Origin of the sequence: Streptomyces sp. NPDC050508 (genome assembly GCF_040655155.1) — a bacterium.
Classification (GTDB): Bacteria; Actinomycetota; Actinomycetes; order Streptomycetales; family Streptomycetaceae; genus Streptomyces.
In genome coordinates this window covers 28,935-51,644 of sequence record NZ_JBFAJJ010000002.1, presented here as the reverse complement: position 1 = coordinate 51,644, position 22,710 = coordinate 28,935, and the positions used below count along the sequence as shown (strand labels likewise).

The 22,710-nt window shown below is 68.0% G+C and carries 10 protein-coding genes, 1 tRNA gene and 2 pseudogenes; 9 read left to right on the top strand and 4 right to left on the bottom strand.

The features are described from left to right. Positions 1-31 precede the first annotated feature (31 nt). Positions 32-105, top strand: a tRNA-Thr gene (locus AB0I69_RS05305). A 451-nt stretch (positions 106-556) separates the two neighbouring features. Here AB0I69_RS05305 and AB0I69_RS05300 read toward each other — a convergent pair. The 3 genes and pseudogenes from AB0I69_RS05300 to AB0I69_RS05290 all read right to left on the bottom strand — a co-directional run. Further along, positions 557-718 (bottom strand): annotated as a pseudogene (locus AB0I69_RS05300) (IS5/IS1182 family transposase); the annotation flags it as partial. 427 nt (positions 719-1,145) lie between these two features. Further along, positions 1,146-1,670 (bottom strand): hypothetical protein, encoded by a 525-nt coding sequence (locus AB0I69_RS05295; RefSeq protein WP_363094216.1) that lies wholly within the window; start codon positions 1,668-1,670, stop codon positions 1,146-1,148. A gap of 1 nt (position 1,671) precedes the next feature. Next, positions 1,672-10,284, bottom strand: coding sequence for a ricin-type beta-trefoil lectin domain protein (locus AB0I69_RS05290; protein ID WP_363094215.1), 8,613 nt, complete (start codon positions 10,282-10,284; stop codon positions 1,672-1,674). Between the two features lie 376 nt (positions 10,285-10,660). Here AB0I69_RS05290 and AB0I69_RS05285 point away from each other — a divergent pair, with 376 nt between their 5' ends. Continuing rightward, on the top strand, positions 10,661-14,545 hold the full coding sequence (locus AB0I69_RS05285; protein WP_363094214.1) for a LamG domain-containing protein: 3,885 nt from the start codon (positions 10,661-10,663) through the stop codon (positions 14,543-14,545). 187 nt (positions 14,546-14,732) lie between these two features. Next, positions 14,733-16,409, top strand: a complete 1,677-nt coding sequence (locus AB0I69_RS05280) for a hypothetical protein (RefSeq protein ID WP_363094213.1) — start codon at positions 14,733-14,735, stop codon at positions 16,407-16,409. Positions 16,410-16,769: 360 nt separating this feature from the next. Here AB0I69_RS05280 and AB0I69_RS05275 read toward each other — a convergent pair. Further along, positions 16,770-16,952: pseudogene (locus AB0I69_RS05275) on the bottom strand (integrase); the annotation flags it as partial. A gap of 158 nt (positions 16,953-17,110) precedes the next feature. On the opposite strand from AB0I69_RS05275, the gene AB0I69_RS05270 reads away from it, so the two are divergent. From AB0I69_RS05270 to AB0I69_RS05245, 6 genes are read left to right on the top strand one after another with little or no spacing between them, the layout of a single operon-like run. Next, entirely contained in the window at positions 17,111-18,088 is a 978-nt protein-coding gene (locus AB0I69_RS05270; protein WP_363094212.1) for an LLM class flavin-dependent oxidoreductase, read from the top strand. After that, positions 18,085-19,179 carry a daptide biosynthesis RiPP recognition protein gene (gene mpaB / locus AB0I69_RS05265; protein ID WP_363094211.1) on the top strand — a complete coding sequence of 365 codons (1,095 nt, stop codon included), beginning with the start codon at positions 18,085-18,087 and terminating at the stop codon, positions 19,177-19,179. The genes AB0I69_RS05270 and mpaB overlap by 4 nt, the downstream gene beginning before the upstream one ends. Continuing rightward, positions 19,176-19,985 (top strand): daptide-type RiPP biosynthesis methyltransferase, encoded by an 810-nt coding sequence (mpaM, locus tag AB0I69_RS05260; RefSeq protein WP_363094210.1) that lies wholly within the window; start codon positions 19,176-19,178, stop codon positions 19,983-19,985. Before mpaB ends, mpaM begins: the two co-directional genes overlap by 4 nt. Next, positions 19,985-21,244 (top strand): daptide-type RiPP biosynthesis aminotransferase, encoded by a 1,260-nt coding sequence (mpaD, locus tag AB0I69_RS05255; RefSeq protein WP_363094209.1) that lies wholly within the window; start codon positions 19,985-19,987, stop codon positions 21,242-21,244. The genes mpaM and mpaD overlap by 1 nt, the downstream gene beginning before the upstream one ends. Beyond that, positions 21,245-22,519, top strand: coding sequence for a daptide-type RiPP biosynthesis dehydogenase (mpaC, locus tag AB0I69_RS05250; RefSeq protein WP_363094208.1), 1,275 nt, complete (start codon positions 21,245-21,247; stop codon positions 22,517-22,519). Beyond that, positions 22,516-22,701: a daptide-type RiPP gene (locus AB0I69_RS05245; protein WP_200712699.1), complete on the top strand. Its 186-nt coding sequence runs from the start codon at positions 22,516-22,518 to the stop codon at positions 22,699-22,701. Before mpaC ends, AB0I69_RS05245 begins: the two co-directional genes overlap by 4 nt. Positions 22,702-22,710: the final 9 nt, after the last annotated feature.

Below are 22,710 nucleotides of genomic sequence, written 5' to 3'. Positions count from 1 at the left end.
GTTGCTGATCGCACCATGGTGTGGACAGCGCGCCGCCTTAGCTCAGATGGCCAGAGCAACGCACTCGTAATGCGTAGGTCTCGGGTTCGAATCCCGAAGGCGGCTCTGAGGGACCCCAGGACTCACTCGCCGTGACCTGGGGTTTCTTGTTTTGGTTGACCTTGGAATCCGGGCCAATCGGGCACCTGCGAGCTACGCATCGCAATGCGCAGGTCTGAGATCGACTGTCGATGGTCGTTTCGATCCACAGGGCTTTGACCTGGTCTTTTGTTCCGTCTTGCCGGTCGGTTCGGGTCTGCCGGGTTCGGCGTGGTGGCCGTATGGTGGCCAAGTGTGCAGCGATCGCGCAAACGGGTCCCGATCCGCCGTGCGGTCACAGGCGTGCTCGTGGCCGCAAGGTTGTCCCATCCGGACAGTCCCACGGTCAATGCGCTCCGCCTCAGGCGCGATCGACAACCTGCTCGTAGCTCGGCTCCTGCGTCTTCGGCAGTTTGCGTTTAACCGCCTCGGCTCGGGGTTCGACGGCGGCGCTACAGTGCAGAACCGGCGCCGCGGTGACCATCACGGCCAGCAGCAGCCCCAGGGTGTCCACCACGATGTGCCGCCTGCGCCCGTTGGCCATCGACTCGCCATCGAAGTCACGACTGGCGGCCCGCACGGTCGCGGCCCCCTTCACTGACTGAGCGTTGATGACCTCTGCCGTCGGCTCCCGATCGCGGTAAGCCGCCTCGCGGACCCTGTCGCCCGGCCGGTCGTGGCGTTCACGAATTGGACCCAGCAAGGCCAGGGCATAGAACTGCGACACCTGGATCTCCCAGCACGCTCAACGGACTCGACAATCCGAGCTGCACCAAGACCCTGCCTCCATGCACGCCCCGACCCACACCACCCGATCGGGGCTCACCGCTCGAACCAATGCCCACCAAGATCGACAGAGCAACAGCTACTTACGAATGACCAGCTCAGAACCACATCAAGAAAGGTCGGACTCCATGATCCCCAGGTGCCGTGTTCACCTGTTTCCGGGGCCCGCTGCCGCGATCAACCACTCCAAGCAGGGGTGAGCCGGGCACACGCCGGGGCCCTGCCCTCAACACCCCACCTATATAAGAGAAATGCCCGCCCGGCGACTTCTGGAACAGGTTTTAGTAAGACTCAAAGATTGGTTCCATTGACGGGAATCGTCGTGGAAAAATAGGCACAGTAATTGTGCGATCCAGGACCTTGGCCAAGAATCCCGACATGCCACCAGGGAACTCGAACCACTCTTCACCCCGAGGCTCCTTCGCGAGGACGGTCCATGCATCGGGAGCATCGATGTCCGCACGCCTCCAAAAGAGGACGTCTCCGTTGTCTGTTCGGCCGAAAGCGAGCACTTCCGTTGGATCGTCGATCCGATACGGAATTGGCTCACCGGCGTCTCTCAGATACCTGAGCGCCCACAACGACTCGCCAACTTGAGTAGGAAGATCAATAGCCCGCAGTTCGCTCGACGGCTGATAGATGTGAATGAACTGCGCGAAGCAGCCCGGACCGTATAGCTGGACCATCTCCTTGTAGTCGGCGGGCAAGGCACAGCCGATCAGGTGCTCGACGGACTGCCAGTCGACTTCACCAGGCTGGACAACCGGGGGAGGTGGCACGACAGACACTAGTTCATCGATGCTCACACTACCTCCTATTCAAAATTGAGACATTTAGGCTGAAGTCTCCGTTGCCGTACGCCGAAAGAGTTACGGCACGCGGCACTAGATTACTTCCCTCGTATACAGGAGTAACCGAGTATTGGACAAATTGGCCACCTTCTACGGCTAGTCGAACTTGCCTTTCAAAGCCGCTCATGATGGGAGTATTCACGGGATTTTGGAGAAGCGTTACCAAATTCTCTGGAATATCGCCAGAGCCACCCAGCTGCCTTCCAAGCAAGTGGCCACGCGCCTGATCTCCAATCGGACGCCCTCCTGTGAATCCCGGCGGACGAATGTCAGAGTCTGCTGGCGTACCTTCCCCGATCATTCGGCGACTAACAGCAGCGGACATACCCTGAGGGCGCCCCAAGGTGTCCGTCCCCGCAAATTGTACGCTCCCGCCCCACGTCGGATCTGTTTCGCAGCCCTTCGTGTTATGGACCAAGATCGGCATGGATCCGGCCAGCACATAGTACGTGTGGAGTTGACGGACGGTGAGATTCCACCGGTTTGCCGCACCGGGTGTGGGCTGGGTGGAGACGACGTAGGCGTGGCCGTTGGTGGCGGTGTTGAGAGCGACGCCGTCGTGGAGTTTGCCGGCGGGGACCCAGGTGTGGGAGGTGTCGTCCCAGAAGGGGTGGTTGGCGGTGGTGTGGAGGGTGGCGGCGTGGCCGTCCTCAGTGCGGATGGTGAGGTCGAGCAGGTCGTGGTCGTGGTTGATCCACACGTGTTGGACGGTGCGGGCGCCTTGGTGCTTGCCGGTCTTGGGGTTGGCGGCTTCGACCTTGTCGCCGGTCTTGATCTTGCCGATCGGTTTGGTCTTGCCGCCGCTCAGCAGGATGGGGGTGTCGGGGGAGAAGCTGCAGCGACTCGGAGACTTTGTTCCGCCGTTGGAAGTACCGGATGACGGCTTGTCCGGTTTGGCCGCAGCGGCGTTGGCGTGTCCGGCTTCGGCCTGTGGGTCGGCCTTCTTGGCTGCGGCAGCCTTGGCGGCTGAGGCATCTTCGTTGGCTTGCTTGGCTGCTCCGCTCTCAGCCGCCAACTCGTCGGCGTACTCTTCGGTTGCCTCGGCCGCAGCACCGCCCAGGCCCACGATGATGCGGCTACCGAGAAGCAGACTCCCGCCCGCCTCGGCGTCCCCGACTCCTAGGATCAGACCAGAAACGCAGTCCACGACGCCGCTCTCTATGCACCCGAAAAGCAAAGGCACTGCCACGATGGCGCCCGCCTCGACTTCCAGAGCCTTGAGGCCGCCCCAGCTTCCGCACCGGTTCGTGCCGAAGTCAGCTGGCTGGCAGGGGACTTCACCGAGAGTCGGGGTGGGGGTCTGCGTCGCGGCGGGCGTGTCGCCCATGGGAGGCGCGGGGGTGGCGGACGGCGCGGCCGTCGTGTTGCCATTGGAGTTGCCTGTGTTGCCCGAGCCTCCGCCGCCCGAGCTTTCACCCCCGCCCTGGCCCCCGCATTTCTTCCAACCGCCGCTGCACTGCGTGCCGTCAGGGTTGTCCAGGATCATCCCTGTCGGGTCGCTTCCCGAAGCCGGGTCGTCTCCCGCGTACGTGTAGCCGCCCATCTGGTTGGGGTCGCCCGCCTCGAAGAGCGGGTCAGGGGTGAGGAATCGGCCCTGGGCCGGGTCATAGTTGCGGGCGCCCAGGAGGTCGAGGCCGGTGGTGGCGTCGGTTGGCTGGCCGAGGTAGCCGTGGTTTTCGTCGGCTGATACCCATGAAGTGGGTTTGGTGCCGCGGGAGTTGCCGTAGGGGTCGTAGTAGCGGCGGGTGACGGCCAGGGTGCCGGCGTCGATGGCGGTGGTGGCTGTGCCTTGGGCGTTGGCGACCTGGTAGGTGACGGTGCCGCTGCTGGAGCGGGTGATGGTGGTGCCGTCGGGGCCGGTGATGTTGCGCAGGCCGGTCCAGGTTTTGGCGGAGACGTTCAGGGTGATCTGTTCCGTGCCGCCGAAGAGATACAGGATGCGGGTCTTGTCGGTGCCGTCGACGGCGCTGGTCTGTTCCAGCAGGTTGCCGTCGGCGTCGTAGAGGTACTTGCTGGTGTTGGTGTGTGTGCCCGAGCCGGTGGCGACGGTGGCGGTGCGGCCCTCGGCGTCGTAGGTGAGGGTCTGGGTCTGGCCGGACGGGAGGGCCCCGGTGCCGGCGGTGGTCCAGGTCTGGCCGGCGCTGCCGCAGGTGGCGAGAGTGAGCTGGGTGCGGATGGTGGCGCTGGCGCCGGGGTCGGTCACGCACATCGCGCTGTTGGCGTTGCTGACCAGGGTGCCGGTGCTGGTGGTCTTCCACTTCTGGGTGGCGTCGCTGTTACAGGTGTCGAGTACCAGGAGGGTGCCGGCGGTGGTGGCGTTGCCGGTGGTGTCCAGGCACATGGTGCCGAGGACCTTGATCGTGCCGTCGGTGCCGATCGTCCAGTTCTGGGCGGCGGAGGCGTTGCAGGTGTAGGTGCGGACCACGGCGCCGGGCGTGGTGGAGGCGCCTGCGTCGTCGATGCAGAGTTTGCCGCCGCCGGAGAGGGTGAAGCCGGTGTTGACGGGGCCGGTGGTGGACACCTTGCGGGTGATGGTGTCACCGGCGTTCTTGTTGCTGTACGCCGGGTCGGTGTAGGTCGGTGTCCAAGTGGCGGTGCCGGTGGTCGGGTTGCTGTTGGTCGTGGTGCCTGACTGGTCGGGCAGGGTCGCGGTGGCGGTGCCGTCGGTGCCGGTGTAGGCGGTGGTCTGCGTGGTGTTGTTGGCTGCGGTCCCGGTGGTGTCGTGGTTGACCATGCCGGTGCGGTCGCCGAGCAGGTCGTAGGTGTACGTCTGCCAGTACGGCGCCGGGCCGCCGACTGTGCTGGTCGCGACCGGGGCCATGGTGGTGGTCTGCACGGAGCCCGTGTTGCAGCCGCCGACGCTCCCGACCGGGGCGCTGGAGGAGTTGGTGATGCCTGCGGTGTCCGTCCAGGCGGCGGTCAGGCGCTGGAAGGAGTCGTAGGTGTAGCACTGCGTGTCGTGGGTGGTGTTGTTCTGCAGGTCATCGATCGCGGTGATCTCGCCGGCCTGGTTGTAGCGGTAGTTGGCCACGTCCAGGGCGGTGGTGGACGTCTGCAGCATGCTGGACGTCTGGGTGACCCGGCCGGTGGTGGCGTCGTACTGGGCGAAGGTGGCCAGTTCCTTGCCGGTGGTCCCGTAGTTGGTCTGCAGGACTCGGCCGAAGGGGTCGTGGACGGCGGTGTCCAGATAGTCGGGGGTGTTGGCCGCAGTGATGAAGCCGCCGATGCCGTCGAGGTTGCCCTGCTGGGTGTAGCCGTAGTCGATGTCCTCGGCGGGCAGGTTGCCGTCTGCCTGGTAGCGGAGGGTGGACAGCAGTCCGACCGTCGGGGTGTAGAAGGCGGACGCGGTGTAGGTGACAGTGCCGCTGGTGGGTGCGGTGGACTGTCCGGCTGCGGCGAAGCCGTCGGTGGCCGGGACGGTCAGGGTGGTGCCGGTCGGCTGGTAGGCCGTGTTGTAGCCGGTGACCGCCTGGGTGTACGCCGAACCGGTTGTCCCGCCGACGTAACGGGTGGACGAGGTCGGGTAGCCCTTGGCCAGGGTGTCGTACGACCAGGAGGAGAGCTCTTTGGAGGGGTCGGGTGTGGCCGACCACGCGTTGTTGTACTCGGCGGTGGGGCGGTTGTCCCAGTCGTAGGCGTAGGAGAGGACCTGGCCGCGCGCGTCGGTGGTCTGCAGCAGGTTGCCGACGGTGTCGTACTTGTCGTAGCTGGTGGTGCCGGTGTTCGGGTCGGTCTGGGAGGTCTTCTGGCCCAGCAGGTTGTAGTGGTAGGACCAGGAGTTGCCGGCGCTGTCCTTGATGGTGTCGACCTGGCCGGCCGGGGTGTAGGTGTACGCGGTGGTGGCGTCGGCTTCGCCGGCCTGGTTCAGGGTGTCGGTCTTCCAGATGGTGGCGCCGGTGCTGTCGTAGAGCACCGTGTTGGCGTCGTTCTGGATCTGCAACGTCGTGCCGGTGGTGGTTCCGGTCGACCAGAGGGCTGTGGTGGCACCGGCGTTGTAGACGACGAAGTTGCCGTCGCTCCGCAAGGTGGCGAAGGCTCCCGGGTTGCCCGAAGTGCTGGACGACCAAAGGGTCTTGCCGGTCGCGAGGGAGGAGAGCACCAGGTTGCCGTCGGCCTGCATGGCCAGCCGCACGCTGTCCGAGGTCAGTGATGTGCCCGACGGGATGACCTGGCCCTGGGTGAGTTTGACCGTGCTGCCGGTGTTCTTGACCACGCTCTTGGTGGCTTGCCCCTGCGCGTTGGTGTAGGTCGCGGTGGAACGGCCCCCGGCCGGAGCGGTGCTGTCGGTCTCGTCGGCGCCGGGATAGCTGGTGGTGGTGTGCCACTGCTGGACCGCCTGGTGCCACAGCGTGCTGGTGGCCGGACGGCCTTGGCCGTCGTAAGCGGTCGTGGTCTCCGACGGGATCTGGTTCTCGTTCGCCGCGTACAGCGTGGTGGACGGGTTGTTGTCCGGCTCCGAGTACGGCGCGAACGAAGCGGTCTGCCAGCCGTGCGAGTCGTAGAAGGTGTCCGAGATGATCCGGCCGGAGTTGGTGTCGCCGTCGGCCGTGGCCTGTGTCTGGCGCGGCTGCAGCATTCCGTCGTAGATGGTGATCGACGAGGCGTACGTGCCGTCCTCGCGCAGCGACTTCGTCGTCACGGCGGAGGGGGCGCCGGGTGTGGTGACGGTGCCGCCGGGGGCGGCGACCGCGCCGGGGTTGATGGAGTAGGCGAAGGTCTCGTCCGCGCTCTGGCCAGAGGACTTGTCGCGGCCCGGGAGCCAGACCGCCGTGCGCCGCCCGAGCGCGTCGTAGGTGATGTCCGTCTTGCGGTTGTTGGCGTCGACGTTCTCGGTGGGCAGGCCGCGCAGCGCGTCGAGGGTGGAAGTGACCTTCCAGCTCTGGGAGTTGGTGGTCGTGATGGTGGTCGGGTTGGTGTTTCCGCCCAGAAGGGACCAGGTGGGGGTGAACGCGGTGTGGGTGTTCTGGCCCGTGGCGTCGAGGGCGTCGGTGATGCGGCCGGCGCCGTCGTACGTCATGGCCGAGCTGGTCTGCCAGTTCTCGGTGGTGCCGGTGTAGCCGGTGGCGGTGCGTACGGCGCTGGCCTGGCCGACGGCGGTGCTGGAGGTCTGGTCGAGCTGTCCGAAGGTGCCCAGGTTGGTGAGGGTGCCGTCGCCGTCGTAGTAGATCTTCTTGTCGGCCAGCAGTGTGCTTGCGGAGGCCGCGGTGCCGCAGGGTCCGCTGACGGAGGTGACCTGGTCCGGGTAGGACAGGGTCATGGTGTTGCTGGACGACGGTGTCGCGTAGGTGGTGGTGGCGCACTTCTCCTGTGCGGCCACGCTGACGTCGCCGTGTGCGTCGACGGTGGAGACCCGGCCCTGGCTGTCGTAGGCGGTGTCGGTCCGGGTGTGGCGCCATGTCCCGTTCGTGAGCAGCGCGTAGCCGTGCGACTGGGCGGTCTTGATGCGGTAGGCGGTCAGGTCGGGCAGTGTCGACAGGGTTGGCTTCGTGTCGCCGGGGTTGTCGTCCTGGGTCCAGTCCGTCCATGGGGTCTGGTTGGTGTGCGCGGTGGTGGTGTAGGCGAAGGGGCCGTTGACGGTTACGGCGTCGATGGTCCCGCCGGCCGCCGTGTAGGTGTCGCTCTGAAGAGCTGTGCCGGCGAGTTGGTCGGCGTCGGTGACGCTCTGGACCGTGGAGCCGCCGACCTTGGCGTCCACACTGACCGAGCGGCGGGTGCCGTCGGACTTGTAGTCGCCGTCCATGCCCTGCAGATAGGTGGTGGTCTGCTGGGTGACCGGCTCGGGGGCCTGCCCGGTCTGCACCGTGACCGTGTGGAAGCCGCGGAACTGGTCCCAGGTGCGGTACTGGTCGTCCGTCTGTGCCGAGTCGTCCCGGTGCCAGGCAGGGCCGGCGTAGCTGTAGGTGGAGACCTGTATCTCCGAACCCGCCGGTATGTTCTGGGAGTTCGGCTTGTACTGGGACGCGATCGTCAGGTCGGACGCGGTGACCGTGTGCACGGTGGTCTTGTTGAACCAGTCCGCGATCGGCTTCGAAGCCCCCGGCACCGTCCAGTAGACCGGATAGCAGGAGTTGGTGTTCGCGTCCGCGGCCGAGATCGACAGCGTCTTGTTCGCGCACGCGTTGGCGTTGTAGTCGACGGCGATCGACTCGCCGGTCTCGGTCTGGATCGAGGAGATCCTCGGCCGGTACAGCGGTGGCGCGGAGGGGGAGGTGTCGTTGACCCGGTTGTCGATCTCCGTACCGGTGAAGGAGACCTGGTTCAGCTTGATGTCGCTGTTGCCGTTGCCGTACGTGTCCTTGCCGGTGTGCTGGATCGACTGCAGCCACATCACGGCTTGCAGGGAACCCGCGTCCTTCGGGTCGACGGTCGTGCCCGTGACCGGGTCGACTGTGCCGCCGGAGTCCGAGTACACCTGCCCGAGCTGATAGCTGTCGACGTCGACCAGAGCGTCCGTCGACGAGTCCTTGACGTGGATTTTCGTGGTGACGCTGTCCAGGCGGGTGGTGGACCAGAACGTCGGTCCCCCGGTGATACAGACGTTGGTCGGTACCGAGGTCGACCCGGACGGCAGGGTGGTGCTGTCGGTGGAGTCGCAGTGCAGGTCCCACGGCACATCGGGCCAGTGCGGGGCCGTGTTGTCGTCGAGGTTTCCGGCCGAGCAGTCGGTGAAGGTGGCCGTGGTCTGGCAGCGCTGCTTGGACGTGAAGGCGACCTGACCGGCGGGGGTGCGCCCCGTCTGCTCGTCGGCGAGCTTGTAGCCGTAGGAGACGCTGTCGAGCTTGCCGCCACGGACGTACGAGGTCAGGGTGCCCGAGTCACCGGTCGCGGCCTGTCCGCCGCCCAGGTCGTAGTAGTTGCTCTCGGTCGTGTAGTCGTAGCGCTGCACGAACCCGCTCGGCGCGACGACGAAGTCCAGGTTCCAGCGCCAGCCCTCGTGCTTGTCGCACTGCGACGCCTTGCCCTTGGCCGAGTCGTAGCACGGGTCACCCGACTCCGGATGCAGTACGGGCACGCCCCAGGCGGCATCGGTCGAGGAGTCGCCGGGTGTGCCGGACTGCATCGCGCCGGACGGGCCGGCGCCGGTCGGGGAGTGGTCGGCACCGAAGTACGCGGCGGTGCCGTCCGTGGTCAGGACCCGGAAATAGACGCCGTCCTGCAGGCCGTTGGCGGCGCCGGACAGCTCCTGGACCAGCGTCCCGTCGTCGCCCGTCAGCCGCCACTGCTTGATCTCGCCCGGCACAGCGGAGTCGGTGCCGTCGGGCACCAGTTGTCCGGAGTGCGAGCCGAAGGAGATCGTGGCGTTGTCACCGGCCCAGCACTCGTCCCCCGACCCCTTGAGGATCTTGTCCCCGCTGCTGTTCAGGAGGCCGCCGCAGGAACGATACGTCCGCTCGACGAAGCCCGGCTGGTAGCTCCAGCCGTCGCCGATCGAGGACGCCTGGGAGTTGCGGGCCGAGGTCTCCCCGTCCTCGGACTGCGAGTCGTAGGCGAAGGCCACCGACGGGGCGTTGCCGCCGATCGTGGACGGGACGTCGATCGGGTAGGAGTAGGTGAAGGCGCCGGTCCCGGAAGCCTGCCAACTGCCCGACGGATTCAGCGAGGTCGCGGCATAGCTGCCCTGCGAGCCGGAGCTGCCCGAGGTGACCTCCACCGCCGTGGTGGCCGCGGACATCGCCGTCGCACCGGCCGTGCCGCTTGCTGCACGTGATGCCGACACGGTGGAGGAGCCGAGTGTGAGCGTGGCGGTCAACTGGTCCGCGGTCGCCCGGTTGGTGAAGGTGATGGGGGTCCGCGTCCCGCACTGCTTCAGCTGAGGCGTGGTCATCGCGCAGGCCGGGACTTGATACAGCCGCAGCCGTGAACCGAAGCCGCCGCCATACGCCTTGGCCAGCGACGCGTAGTCGATGACCACCCGCACCCGGCCATTGCCGGACTTGGCGTCGGCGCGGGTGAAGGCGAGCAGCATTCCGTCGGCGCCCGCTTTCAGCGCCTGGGTGTGGGATGCGACCTTCACCTGTACCGAAGCCGGGCCAACTGCCGTGCCGGAGCCGGACTTCTGGCCGGATGTCGGCACGGGAGCCACCCATACCGGCAGGGCGCCTGCCTTGACGGGCTTCGTCACCGGGACGACACGAGTGCTCGGCGAAGGAGTGGATACCGACTTGGTGGCCGCGCCGGAAGCGTCGGCGGGGCTGGATGACGAACCCGGCGACGCAGCGGTGGTGGACGCGGCGTCGGCGGACTGGGTGGTGTGCGTCAGGGGCACCGTCTTCGTGCCGGCCGTCGGCCACACCGGCTTGACGGCCCGATACTTGCTGACGGCCTTGTAGCCCTTGGGGTGAGCGGTAGTTGGCTGGTGCAAGGCATGGCTGCCGACCGCCGGAGTCTTCGGCAGGGCCTTCGGGTTCCACACCGCGCCCTTGAAACGGTAGGGCCCCACTACCGCGCCCTGGGCCACAGCTATGGGCACCAACAGCGCCGTCAGCGCGACGGTCGCCGTGGCAAGAGTCAGTGCTCTGCCCCAGATCCGGTACTGGACGCTCGCAAACCAACGCCGCTTGCCGCTCACTCAATTCCCCCATGACCAGCGGCCTTGACAGACCGTCCCACCCCGATCACACGGGAAGCGTGATCGACGGGAGGCTATTGATGGGAAGGGGACAACTCAATACCCTGTGCCGACCATGTGGCGATCACGTATGCCAACTGAGTGCCTGGTGTGCCCTTTCCATGAAGGGGCGAACATCATCACCTAGCGACAAACCAGACACCACGTGCATTGCCTGTCGCATCCTCGACGCCCGTAAACGTGACGAAGATCACTAATGCAAAGTGTTGGCAAATGGAGGGGGAGCTGTTTCGTGTTGGCCGGTTACGCCCGAAAGTCACGTAGACGAAGAGAACTGATACGCCGTCTGGTTCTGATACCCGCGCTGGCAGGCCTGTTGCTCACCGTTCCCGCCACCTCGGCAAGCGCCGACGATCCGGCGCCGACCGATCCGCTGCTGGCCGCCCAGACCGACGCCGTCGCCAGCGGCCAGGACGTGCCCGTCGAGTCGCTGACCACGGAAACCTCCATCGTCACCGCCAACCCCGACGGCATGTTCACCTCCACCACCAACGTCATGCCGGTACGGGTCCGAAAGGACGGCGTCTGGACGCCCGTCGACGCCACCCTCGCCACAAATCCCGACGGCACACTGTCGCCCAAGGCCACACCGAACGACGTCACCCTCTCCAGCGGTGGCAACGGTCCCTTGGTCACCCTCACCAACCAGGACGGGCACAGCATGGCTCTGACCATGCCCTTCACCCTGCCCACGCCCACCGTCAGCGACGGCACGGCCGTGTACAAGTCGGTGCTGCCCGGCGTCGATCTGTCCGTGTCGGTCACCGATCAGGGCGGGTTCAGCGATGTTCTGATCGTCCACGACGCAACGGCCGCCGCCGACCCGCACATCAAGCAGCTCACTGAGGCCGCCTCCACCCAGGGCCTGACCCTTTCCGCCACGGATTCGGGCGGCATGGACGCCACCGCCACCGATGGCTCCGTCGCCTACGTCAGCCCCCGCCCGCTGATGTGGGACTCCAGCACCCCGTCGAACGCGCTGACGAAGACCGCATCCGCGGCAGCCTCCACCGCGACCGGTGACGCCCCCGCAACGTCTTCCGTCGACGGGCCCGGAGAGGGGGCCAACGTGGACACAGTGCCGATGCGCACCACCTCCAGCGGTCTCACGCTGGCACCGGACACGGCTGTGCTCAACGACCCGGACACGACCTACCCGGTGTACATCGACCCGTTCAGCAACCCCGTGAGCAAGACCTCCGGTCACTACGACGAGGTCTACTCCAGCTCCACCTGCTCGGACAGCCCGCAGTACGACAAGCCGCAGCCTGTCGGTGAGGGCGTGGGTTATCAGCGCTGGGGCGGCATCTGCGGCACGGGTCTGGAACGCTCGTACTACGCCATCCCCACCAGCGGCCTCGATCCCTCCATGCAGGTCTACGACGCGCTCATCACGGTGAGCTCCACGTACGGGGCCAGCTGGGACTGCTCACAGAACCAGCCGATCACCTTGCACACCACCGGATCGATCGACTCCGGCACCGACTGGAACAACAAGCCCCTCCCTGTCGACGACAGCTACGACCCCGTCAAGACCACGATTCCCAGCGCGTCCAACTCCGGCAGCAGTTGCAGCGACCACACCGCGTCGTTCCAGGTGCACGACCAGGCCCAGCGGATAGCGACTTATCACAGCTCCAGCGGCGACTACTGGACCGTCGCCCTTTACGGCAACGAGAGCATCTCGTCCAGCAATGACGACTACCTGCGGATGTCCAGCAAACTCACTATGACCGTCAAGTTCGACATCCCCCCGGGCATCCCGACCGGCCTCACCACCACCCCACCCGCCGACGGAGCCGACGGCTCCTGCGTCACGAGCGGCGATGGCTGGATCGGCGCAGTCACCTCCTCCGACGCCGGAAGCAACGTCCAACTGCACTCCAAGGTCACAGCGAACGTCTCCGGCGAACTCGTGAAGGCGCACTATCACGTCTGGGACCGCACCGTCCTCGACTCCAGCGGCAACGCCTACAGCGACTCAACCCCCGACAGCGGTTACCTTTCATCCGGCTCGGACGCCACCATGCCGATCGGGTTCACGCTCAAGGACGGCCACGAATACGGCTGGGACGTCTACGCCCAGGACAACAACTCCACCCTGAGCCTGACCTCCGACATCAGCGACCACTGCTGGTTCAAGACCGACTTCACCCCGCCGGACACTCCGAATATCGCGGACAACTCCGACGTCCCGGCCGTCGGTACAGGCTCCACAGCCCACGGCATCTACACCGGCAGCCCTACCAGCTTCACCGTCACCGCGGCGGACGGCGCTCCCTCCGACAGCAGCTGCACGCCCAACGCATGCCTGTCGAGTGGCGTCGACCACTTCCTGTGGCAGATGGACAGCCAACCCACCGCCACCACCGGCACACCAGCGCCGCTCATCAGCACCGACAGCCAGGGCACCGCAACCGGCAAGATCCCCATCAATGCCTTGCCCACATGGGGCGTGCACACCTTGTACGTTGCGGCCGTCGACGGGGCCGGCAACATCTCCCAGGCCCCAGCCGGCTACACCTTCACCGTGCCGTGGAACCCCGACACAGAAATCACACCGGGTGACATCAGCGGCGACGGCATTCCCGACCTGCTCGCCACCACCAAGAGCGGCGACCTCGAACTGATCCCCGGCGACACCGATCCCGCCCAGACCGCCACCCCTGCCCAGACCGGGCAGGTCAGCACTGCTCCCGCGATCAGCGGCCCGGTACTCGTCTCCACCCCGGCCGACTCGCCCGACGGAACCAGCTGGAACAACTACCTCGTCGCCCACCGGGGCAATCTGCACGGCGCGGACGTCGACGACCTCTTTGCCTACAACCGCAAGACGTCCCAGTTGTACGTCGTCCCAAACGACCTCGATCCGGTGGACGACAGTGCCGCCCAGCTCGACCCGTGGTCCAGTTTCCCCGGCTACATCGGCAAGCGTCCCGGCGACCCCGTGACCAAGGACCCCTGCCAGCCGACCGTTCCCGACAGCCGTTGCGCGGGTGCCGGATACGACCCGGCCACGCCCTGGAACATCACCCAACTCATCGCACCCGGCGACGTCTACGGAAACCAGCAGGGCCACCCGGCCGTCATCACGGTGCAGAACGGCAAGCTGTGGATCTACCAGACCGACAACGGCAAGCACCTCGCCGACCCGATCCTTCTCGGTGACGGCGACTGGTCAGGCCTCACGCTGATCGCGCCCGGCAAGTTCCAGGGCACGCCCACCCTGTGGGCGCGGGACAACTCCACCGGGGCGCTCTACAGCTACCCGCTCACTGTCGACGCCAACGGGCTGCCCGCACTCCTGCACGCCTCCACACACGCCAACCTGCCGCTGACCCTGTCACCGAGCACCTACCCCGTCGTCGCCTCACCGGGCGACCTCAACAGCCCGACCGGCGGACCCGACGGCAACCCCGACCTGTACGCCGTGGACACCCACGGCGGGCTCACGGAATATCCGTACATCCGGAGCAAGGTCCTCGTCTCCCCGCCCCAGTACATCTTCGGCGACCCCGTCTCCCTGGGCACGGTCACCAACACCGCCACCCACGGATGGACTCTCGACGACGGCACCGGCACCACCGCAAAGGACAGCGTCGGCACCCTCGGCGCCACCCTGAGCGGCGCCTCTTCCTGGACCACCGACACCACCCGCGGCAAGGTCCTCAACCTCACGGGCACCACCGGATACGCCGCCACGAGCGGACCGGCCGTCGACACGTCCAAGAGCTTCACCGTCTCGGCGTGGGTCAACCCCGCGTCCCTCACCGCCAATTCGACCTTCCTCTCGCAGTCCGACAGCGCGGGCAACGCCAACGGACTCCAGCTGTACTACTCCTCCGCCAAACAGGCCTGGGCCTTCAGCCGCCACAACGACGACACCACCAGTACGTCCTTCACGGCCGTCTACGGCGGCTCCCCAACCATCGGCCAATGGACCCACCTGGTCGGCGTCTACGACGCCTCCACCAACCAACTCACCCTCTACGTCAACGGCCGCCAGTCCGGCGCCAAGACCTACAGCGGCACTTCCTGGAACGCCGCCGGTCCCGTCCAGATCGGCCGCCGCCTCTACCAGGGCACCTACGGCGAGTACGCCAACGGCAAGGTCAGTGACATCCACATCTACGACACGGCCCTGCCGCCCGCCGACGCCGCAGCGAAGGGCGACAACGCTGTTGTCAGCCAACTCGGCTGATCCACTAAGGGCGTTCAGGCGCTCGCCCAAGCAGTTCCTGGGCGAGCGCCTCGCGCTGATGGGCCCGTCAGTTTGCGCAGCCGCCCCTGACGGCGCCCCCAAGCACCGCCCCGTCAGAGCACGTCACTAAAATTCTCGATCCTCATGCTCATGCTCGAAGTCGTCCGATTCTCTGGGGGGAACCATCTTGAGACGCAGCACCTTCCTGGCGGCAGCCACGGCAACCGCCCTGTCCGCCACCCTCTTCGCGGGCCTCGCCCCGGCCCACGCGGACAACACCACCGGCGGCCCCGTCCTGTCCGACGCGGACGGCTGGTACGAACCGGGGCTGGTCTTCGTGACCGCGCACTCGGACCGGCCTCTCACGCACATCACGGCCCACTTCTATCCGCTGGACGCACCGGCGGGCGGACCGGAAGCCGGATCGACCGAGGACTTCACCCAGTACACCGGACAGGACGCGACGTCAGGGGTCTGGCGGGCGCCGGTCCATCTGGCCGACCTCGGCGACTACCGGGTCACCGTCGACCTTGAGGACGCCTCCGGCGCCACCGTCACCGGCGCCCTCTCCCCGCACACGCTGCGGTATCAGACCCTGGTCAGGATCCCCGAGCTGACCGCCACCCCCGCCGTGCCGGACTACCTCCACCAGCAGGTCACCGTCAGCGGCACCGCCGTCGCCACGGACCCCCGCCACCCGGACACCCCAACTCCCGCCGCCGGCGTACCCGTCGACATCGAGACCGGGCGGGGGCGGATGAACGCGACCACCACGGCCGACGGCCGCTTCACCGCCGCCTTCGTCCCCGTCCAGACGTCCATCGACCTGACGGCCGCTCCCGGGGCCTCCGTCAACTACCCGGGCGCGATCGACCTGTTGAGCCCCAAGAAGTCCCTGCACACCACCCAGGCACCCGTCCGCTTCACCGCGAGCACGCACGCCCTGAACCTGAAGCAGGGCGCCACCGGCACCGTCACCGGCCGCGCCGAGATCCAGACCACCGCCGGCTGGCAGCCACTGCCGAACACCACGATCTCCCTCGCCGGGCTTGACGCAAGCAACCGTCCCTCCTTCGAGGTCGGCGAGACCACCACCGACAGCCACGGCGTCTACACGCTGCACGTCTCCTCCTACAACGCCGCCCCGGCAGCCGAACTCATAGCGGGCACCGACTACATGCCCTTCCAGCAACTTGCCACCGAACCCTTCAGCCTCCATGTCGCCTACGCCACCCACCTCGACATGAGCGCGGACCTCACCGACACCTCGTCCCTCAAGGTCTCCGGCTACGTCTACTACGAAGACGCACGCGCCCACTGGCCCGCCAAGCCCACCGTCACCCTGCAGTACTCCAAGGACGGCAAGAGCGGCTGGAAGAACGCGACCACGATCCCCATCAAGATCCGCTACAACAAGCCCCTGTTCGAGGAGGACTTCGCCCGCACCCTCACCACGACGAACACCAACGCCTACTGGCGCGCCCGCTTCGACGGCAATCCCGACCTGGCGACCAACACCACCAAACCCGTCCACCTCTACCGCTACGCCACCCGCATCACCGGCTTCCACGCCTCAGCGAACCCGGTCCGCAAGAACCAGGCGTTCAGTTTCGCCGGCACCCTCCAGTACAAGAACGGCACCACCTGGAAGCCGCTCTACGGCGGTTCCCCCACCCTCTACTTCAAGCCCCGTGGCTCCACCACATACCGCTACGTCACCGAACTGGGCACCGACAGGCACGGCCACCTCATCGGCATGGAGACCGCCAAACAGGACGGCACCTGGGCCATCGCCCTCAGCCGCCAGACCGGAGACCACTACCTCAGAAGCGCCCAGGTCACCGACTACGTCGACGTCCGGTGAACTCCCGCCGATGCCGCTCTTTGCCGGTTTCGTAGGCCACCCGCCGGAGCGCGCATCCTCCGTGACTTGTAGGTCTGCCACAACAGGTGTGGAAGGCAGGTGCAGGCGGCGATGCTCGTGGCCATAGCGCTCGTGGTGGCCGCCCGGTGGCCGGACGCCTTTGGACGGTGCATCACGAGGTGGTACAGGCCAACCCGCGGCGCATCCTCTGATCAGGCAGAACGTCACTGGGCAGCACGACCAAGCACCGCACAACACGATCCCTCGTGGTCTCGTAATGCGTAGGTCTCGGGTTCGAATCCCGAAGGCGGCTCTGTGGAAGCCTCAGGACTCACTCGCCGTGACCTGGGGCTTTTGCTTTTACCGGATACGGCGGCGGCGCTGAGCGCGTGCCGCGCGGCGGTCCCCAGTCTCGGTTCCAGTCTCAGTTGCGGGTGCGGGAGCAACTTTCGGGGCGGGCAGGAACGTGTCTCCCATGCGGAGCATGGCGTCCTTCGAGAGGTGCGAGCGTCCCTTGACGTAGCGGCGGGTCTGGCTGATCTGGGGTCCGGCAGGTCCCCGGCCAGGAATTACCGGGTGCATTTTTCTGCAAGCTCCCCCTGCATCAAGTTGCAGCGAAAGTCATTGCGCGCTCACTGATCCCTCTGGAAATATTCACGACGTCGGAAGTCGACGCCAGAAGTTGCGATCCGGGGGGATGAATGGACTACTCGGTATTGGTGCCATTTCTGCCGCGCCGGACGGAACAGGTTCTTCCTTTCGCGGCGCTGGTGGAATGGACGGGAGCCGCCAGGCTCTGGCAGGGGCAGAGCCTGCTGATGGAGCCTTTCCAGACGTTCTCCGCTCTGGCCGGCTCCGGATTCCGGGTGCCGACCGGCCTCGGAGTCACCCTGATGCCGCTGCGGCATCCGTTCGAGGCCGCGCACAAGGTCAAGACCTTGGCGATGGCGACCGGTGAAGAGGTCGTGGCCGGCTTCGGGCCGGGTGCGAAGACGTTCCAGCAGAGCCTGCTCGGCGCTCCTTACCGCAGCCAGCTCACGGCGGTCCGTGAGTACATGACGGTGGTCCGAGGGCTGCTCAGCGGTGACCCGGTCGACTTCGACGGCGAGTACTACACCTGCCACGCGGGGATGGGCCCGGCGATGTCGCCGCCCGTGCACCTCGGGCTCGGGGTGCTGCGCCCCGGCATGGCCCGCCTCGCGGGCGAGGTCGCGGACGTGGCGATCACCTGGCTCACGCCGGCGGCCTACGTCGACGGCGTCGTCCGCCCCGCGCTGCGGGAGGGGGCGAGCGCGGCGGGCCGGGCCGTGCCGAGGATCACGGCGATGGTGCCGGTGGCGCTGGAACGCCCCGACCGGGACGTCTCCGATTTCGTGCTGGCGAGCAATGCGGCGCATATGCAGGCGCCGCACTATATCGACATGCTCGGAAAGGCGGGCATCGATTTCACCGAGAGCGATTCGAAATCGGCCGCGCGGCTCATGGCGGAATCCGGGGCGTTCGTCTTCGGGAATCTCGACCAGATCGTGAAGCAGCTCGACGAGTATCGGGATGCCGGGGTCGATGAAATCGTGCTGAACCTCACGGGCGTGTGCCGACTCTACGGAGCGAGCGCTGCAATGGACGACTTGAAGCAGATTCTGGCCGCCGTGGGCGCGGAACAGGAGGGACTCCGGTGAATGAGGAACTGATCGCCCGTGTGGGCCACCACCTGCGTTCCTGGGTCACCGGGCGCCCGCTGACCGCTGAGGCACCGGGTACCGCCGCCACCGTCGTCCTGGAGGACGCGGCCGGTCTGGACGCTGTGCTCGGCTCCGACGCCGTGGGACCGGGGACGCTCGTCCTCGTCCCGGAGGCTCCGGCGGTGCAGCAGGGTCGCGACGACCGGTCCGGTGCCACCGTCGTCGGCTACGAGGGCTCGCTGAGCGGCTCGGAAGGCGACGCGTCGGTCGACGACGTCCTCTTCCTCCAGATCCAGGACTACGGCGTCAGCCCGTACATGTCGCTGCTCGGCACGACGCTCGTGCGGATGTCCGGCGACACGGACTTCGACCTGTTCCTCGCGGACGCCGACGCCGCGCGGACGGAGGGCCGGTTCGCCGCGTTCGCGGTCAGCCCGGCCGTGCAGCTCGCGGACCTCTCCGCGCTCGGCGCCCGGGTCCCCGGTGACGGTCCGGGTACCAGGCTCTACGTGGGCCGGGACGGCGGCGTCTCGGTCTCGCCGCAGGGGCTGCGGCTGGGGACCGCCGGGGACTCGGCGGCCGTCCTGCGCGCGGAGTGGGAGCGGCTGAACGCGGCGAGCGAGGTGCCCGGCACGGTGCCGCTCGGCGCGGCCGTCCCGGAGGAGGTGCGCGGCCCGGCTGTACACCAACGCCCTTGGCTCGCACGCTACTTGACGACGCTGGACGTGCTGCGCGACCTCCAGACGCGGGGGATCACGGAGCCCAGGGTTTCAGGGTTCGGCCACCGGCTCGTCCCCGAACTCGCCGAGGCCGAAGGTGCCTTGTACACCGAGAGGGCTTCGAACGCCGACGACGCCGAGGCGCCGATCCTGTGCTGGACGCCGGAGCGGGCGTACGTCAGGGTCCCGGGCCTCGACCGGACCTTCCAACTCGGCCGCCGGGCGGCGGAGATCACGGAACTGCTGCTGGTCCTCGGCGCCGACGAAGCCGCGACGCGGCACGCGGACCGGGCCGAGGTCGAGCGGGTCCTCGCGTTCTTTGCCGACAAGGGAGTTCCCCTGGCACGTGTGCTGGAGGCGACCGCATGACGACGACCCGAACCGCGGCGGTCCCGGGCCTCGCCGGCGAGGTCCTCGCCAGGTACGGCGACCGAGTCCGCGTGCACGACCTGTACGACGAGGCAGGCGCCTCCGTCTACCACGACCTCGCCGCCGCCGACACCACCGAGATCAGGGAACTGACCCGGGCCGTCCGTGCCGTCCCCGGCCCGGTCCTCGAACTCGCCGCCGGTTCCGGCCGGTTGACACTCCCCCTGCTCGCGCTGGGCCGTGAGGTCACGGCCCTGGAGCTGAAGGAGAGCATGGTCGCCCTCCTCAAGGAGCGGCTCGCCGAGGCCCCGGCGGGGATCGGGGGGCGCTGCACCGTGGTCCAGGGAGACATGTCGGCGTTCGCGCTCGGCGCCACCTTCGCCGTCGTCGTCCTCGGTACGACGTCCATCTCGCTGCTCGGCGCCGACGGCAGGGCCGGGCTCTACGCGGCCGTCCGCGCCCACCTCCGGCCCGGCGGCAGGTTCCTGCTCTCCACGGTCGACGTGGACGGCGCCGACGGGGACGACCTCGACCTGGAGGCCGCGGGTGCCAGTGGCCGGCGTTACCGGATGATCGAGCACTGGCGGTCCGGCCAGGAGGTGCGCAAGGTCACCATCCTGCCTCCCGAGCGGGAGACACCGCAGGACGGACCGGTACCCGCGTTCACCACGGCCATCCGGGTCCTGCCCCCCGACGACCTCACCCGGGAGCTGGCGTCGGCGGGACTGCGCGTCGTCGCGCGGCACACCCTGCCCGCCGCCTCCCCCCGCCACACCGCTGTGCTGCTGGAAGCGGAGGCCGCCTGATGTCCACCGAACTCTGGCCCTCCCTGCTCGAACCCCGTCTGCACGGAGCGGACGACCTGTGCGCCGTCTCGGCGGACGGCGTCCGCATCCGCTTCCTGGACGGCCGTGAACTGCTCTGCGGCACCAGCGGCCTGTGGAACGCGAACCTCGGCTTCGGCAACGAGGCCATCGCGGAAGCCTGCGCCGCCGCCCTGCGCGATGCCTCCTACCTGTCGGTGTTCCGCTACGAGAACGTCTACGCGAGGCGTGCGGCGCGGGCGCTGGTCGAGGCGGCGGGCGCGGACCACTACGGCCGGGTCGTCTTCTCGACCTCCGGAGGTGCCGCCAACGACCTCGTGATGAAGCTGACCCGGCACTACCACGCCCTGCGCGGGGACGGTGCGCGCAAGCTCGTCGTGGGCCTGCGGGACAGTTATCACGGGCTGACGTTCGGCGGGTTCGCGCTCACCGGCGAGAACCTCGGCCAGTCCGTCTACGGCGTCGACCAGCGTCTCGTCCGCCATGTGTCCCCCAACTCCGTTGAGGAGATCGCCCAGTTGGCGGCCCAGCAGGGCAGCCGGATCGCGGCGGTCGTGGTGGAGCCGGTGCTCGGCAGCGGGGCGGTTCCCCTCACCCCGGAGTACGTTCGGGCGCTGCTCGAACTCCGGGACCGGCACGGCTTCCTCCTCGTCGCCGACGAGGTCGCCACGGGCTTCGGCCGCACCGGCGACTTCTTCGCCTCCCAGCGCTGGCCGGCCCCGCCGGATCTGCTGATCACGTCGAAGGGCCTGACCAACGGCACCCACGCCGCGGCGGCCGTCCTGCTGCCCAGGGCGCTCGCCGAACCCTTCGACGCGGCCGGCGACATGTTCGTCCACGGCGAGACCCAGGCCGGAACTCCCGTCACCTGCGCGGCGATCCTCGCCACCGTGGAGGAGATGCGTCGACTCGACGCGGTCGCCTCCGCGCGGCGCCTGTCGGCCGTGCTGGACGTACGGCTGGCGGACCTGGTCGCCACCGAACCGCTGGTCTCGGGCACCACGGGCATTGGCTGCTTCCGGTCCATCCGGCTCAGCACGCCCGGCGGAGAGCCGCTGCCGCAGCGGGAGGTCCCGGAGGTCGTCGCCGCGATCCGCGAGGCCGGCGCGATCGTCCACCCCAGCGTCAACGGCGTGCAGATCCTTCCCGCACTGGTCTACACCGACGACGAGGTCACCGAACTCCTCGACTGCGTGCGGGCCGGGGTGGCCGCGCACGCCCGGCAGGCCGAGGCGGTCTGAGTGGACACGGTGTGGAACCTGAGCGGTCGACGCCCCACCCAGGTGGTGCACGGCATCGGCGGACTGGCCAAGTGGCTGCCCCACCAGAAGGGGCGGACGCTGACCCTGCTCGCGGACCCGGCCGTCGCCGAGTCGGAGACGGTGGACCGGATACTCGCCTGCGCGGCGTGGGCGGGACGGCCGGTGCAGCGGCTCGTACCGGACGGCCCCGGCACGCTGGAGAGCGTGACGGCGCTGGCCGAGCGGCTGCGCGACAGCGAACTCGTCGTGGCCGTCGGCGGCGGGACCCTGCTCGACCAGACCAAGCTGGCCGTCCTGATGGGCTCGGCTCCCGTGGTCCGGGACCGGCTGGCGATGCGCGGCCGGAGCGGTCTTGTGCTGCTCCCGGCCGAGGCGGAGCCCGCGGTGCCCGTCGTCACCGTCCCGACGACCGTCGGCACCGGCAGCGAGCTGAGCGGCGGCGCCTGCCTCGCGGGACCGAGCGGCAAACGCCTGGTGCTCGGCAACGGGCTCCAGCCGGACGTGGCGGTGCTCGACCCGGTCGCCACCCGGACCCTGCCCGTGGAACTCCTCGCCGAGGGCGTCTTCGAGGTGTTCTTCCGGGTCGCCGGGATGTACGTGGGGGACCCGCGGGACCTCCCCTCGGAGGACGCCTTCACCCTGACGCTGATCGAGCGGCTGACCATGCTCGGCGCCGAGCTGGCGTCCGTCCGGCGGGCCGGCGAAACCCCCGGCGACGCGCTGCGCCTGGAGATCGCCAAGCTCAGCGGCGTGAGCCACGGCCCGTGGTTCAACCAGGGCCGCGACCCCTGCGCCTGCAAGGGCTGGTACCTCGCCAACGAGCTGTCCACCGGCCTCGGCCTGCGCAAGATGACGGCCGCCGCCGCCGTGCTGCCACCCCTGTGGCGGCGCATCGCGGAGGGCGACGTCCGCTGGGGGTCCGCACCCCGGCTGCGCCGGCTCTGGCAGGCCGTCACCTCGGTCCACCTGCCGGCCCTCCCGGCCGACCCGGTCGAGGGGATCGAGTCCCTGCTGGACACCTGGCTGATCGAACGCGGCATCGACGCGAGCGCGGAGCGGACGGAGCTGATCGCCCGGTCCACGCTGCGCGCGTGGGGTGACGGACTGCCCACCCTGGGCGCGCTCACGCTCGCCGACATCCGGCGGGTGATGGACCAGGCCGTCCGTCAGCCGCCCACCACAGACTTCCGCCGGCCATCGCCGGCGGACGGCCCGAAACACCACGGGAGGGGGAAAACAACATGCAGACCGTGAACAGCACCACGTCCGCGCCCCTGGAGCTGGCTCTCCAGGAGCTGGACCAGCAGCTGGACATGCGGGAGCTGGAGGCGCTCGACGCCCCCGACTTCAGCTGGAGCGCCGCTCTCAGCGCCATCGGCGGCCTGAGCGCGGGAGGCGTCATCTCGTACGTCTCCATCGTCACGCTCGCCACCTGATCCCCGGAT

Coding starts and splice junctions, on each gene's coding strand:
- AB0I69_RS05270 (WP_363094212.1), top strand. CDS start 17,111: ATGGACTACTCGGTATTGGTGCCATTTCTGCCGCGCCGGACGGAACAG.
- mpaM (WP_363094210.1), top strand. CDS start 19,176: ATGACGACGACCCGAACCGCGGCGGTCCCGGGCCTCGCCGGCGAGGTC.
- mpaD (WP_363094209.1), top strand. CDS start 19,985: ATGTCCACCGAACTCTGGCCCTCCCTGCTCGAACCCCGTCTGCACGGA.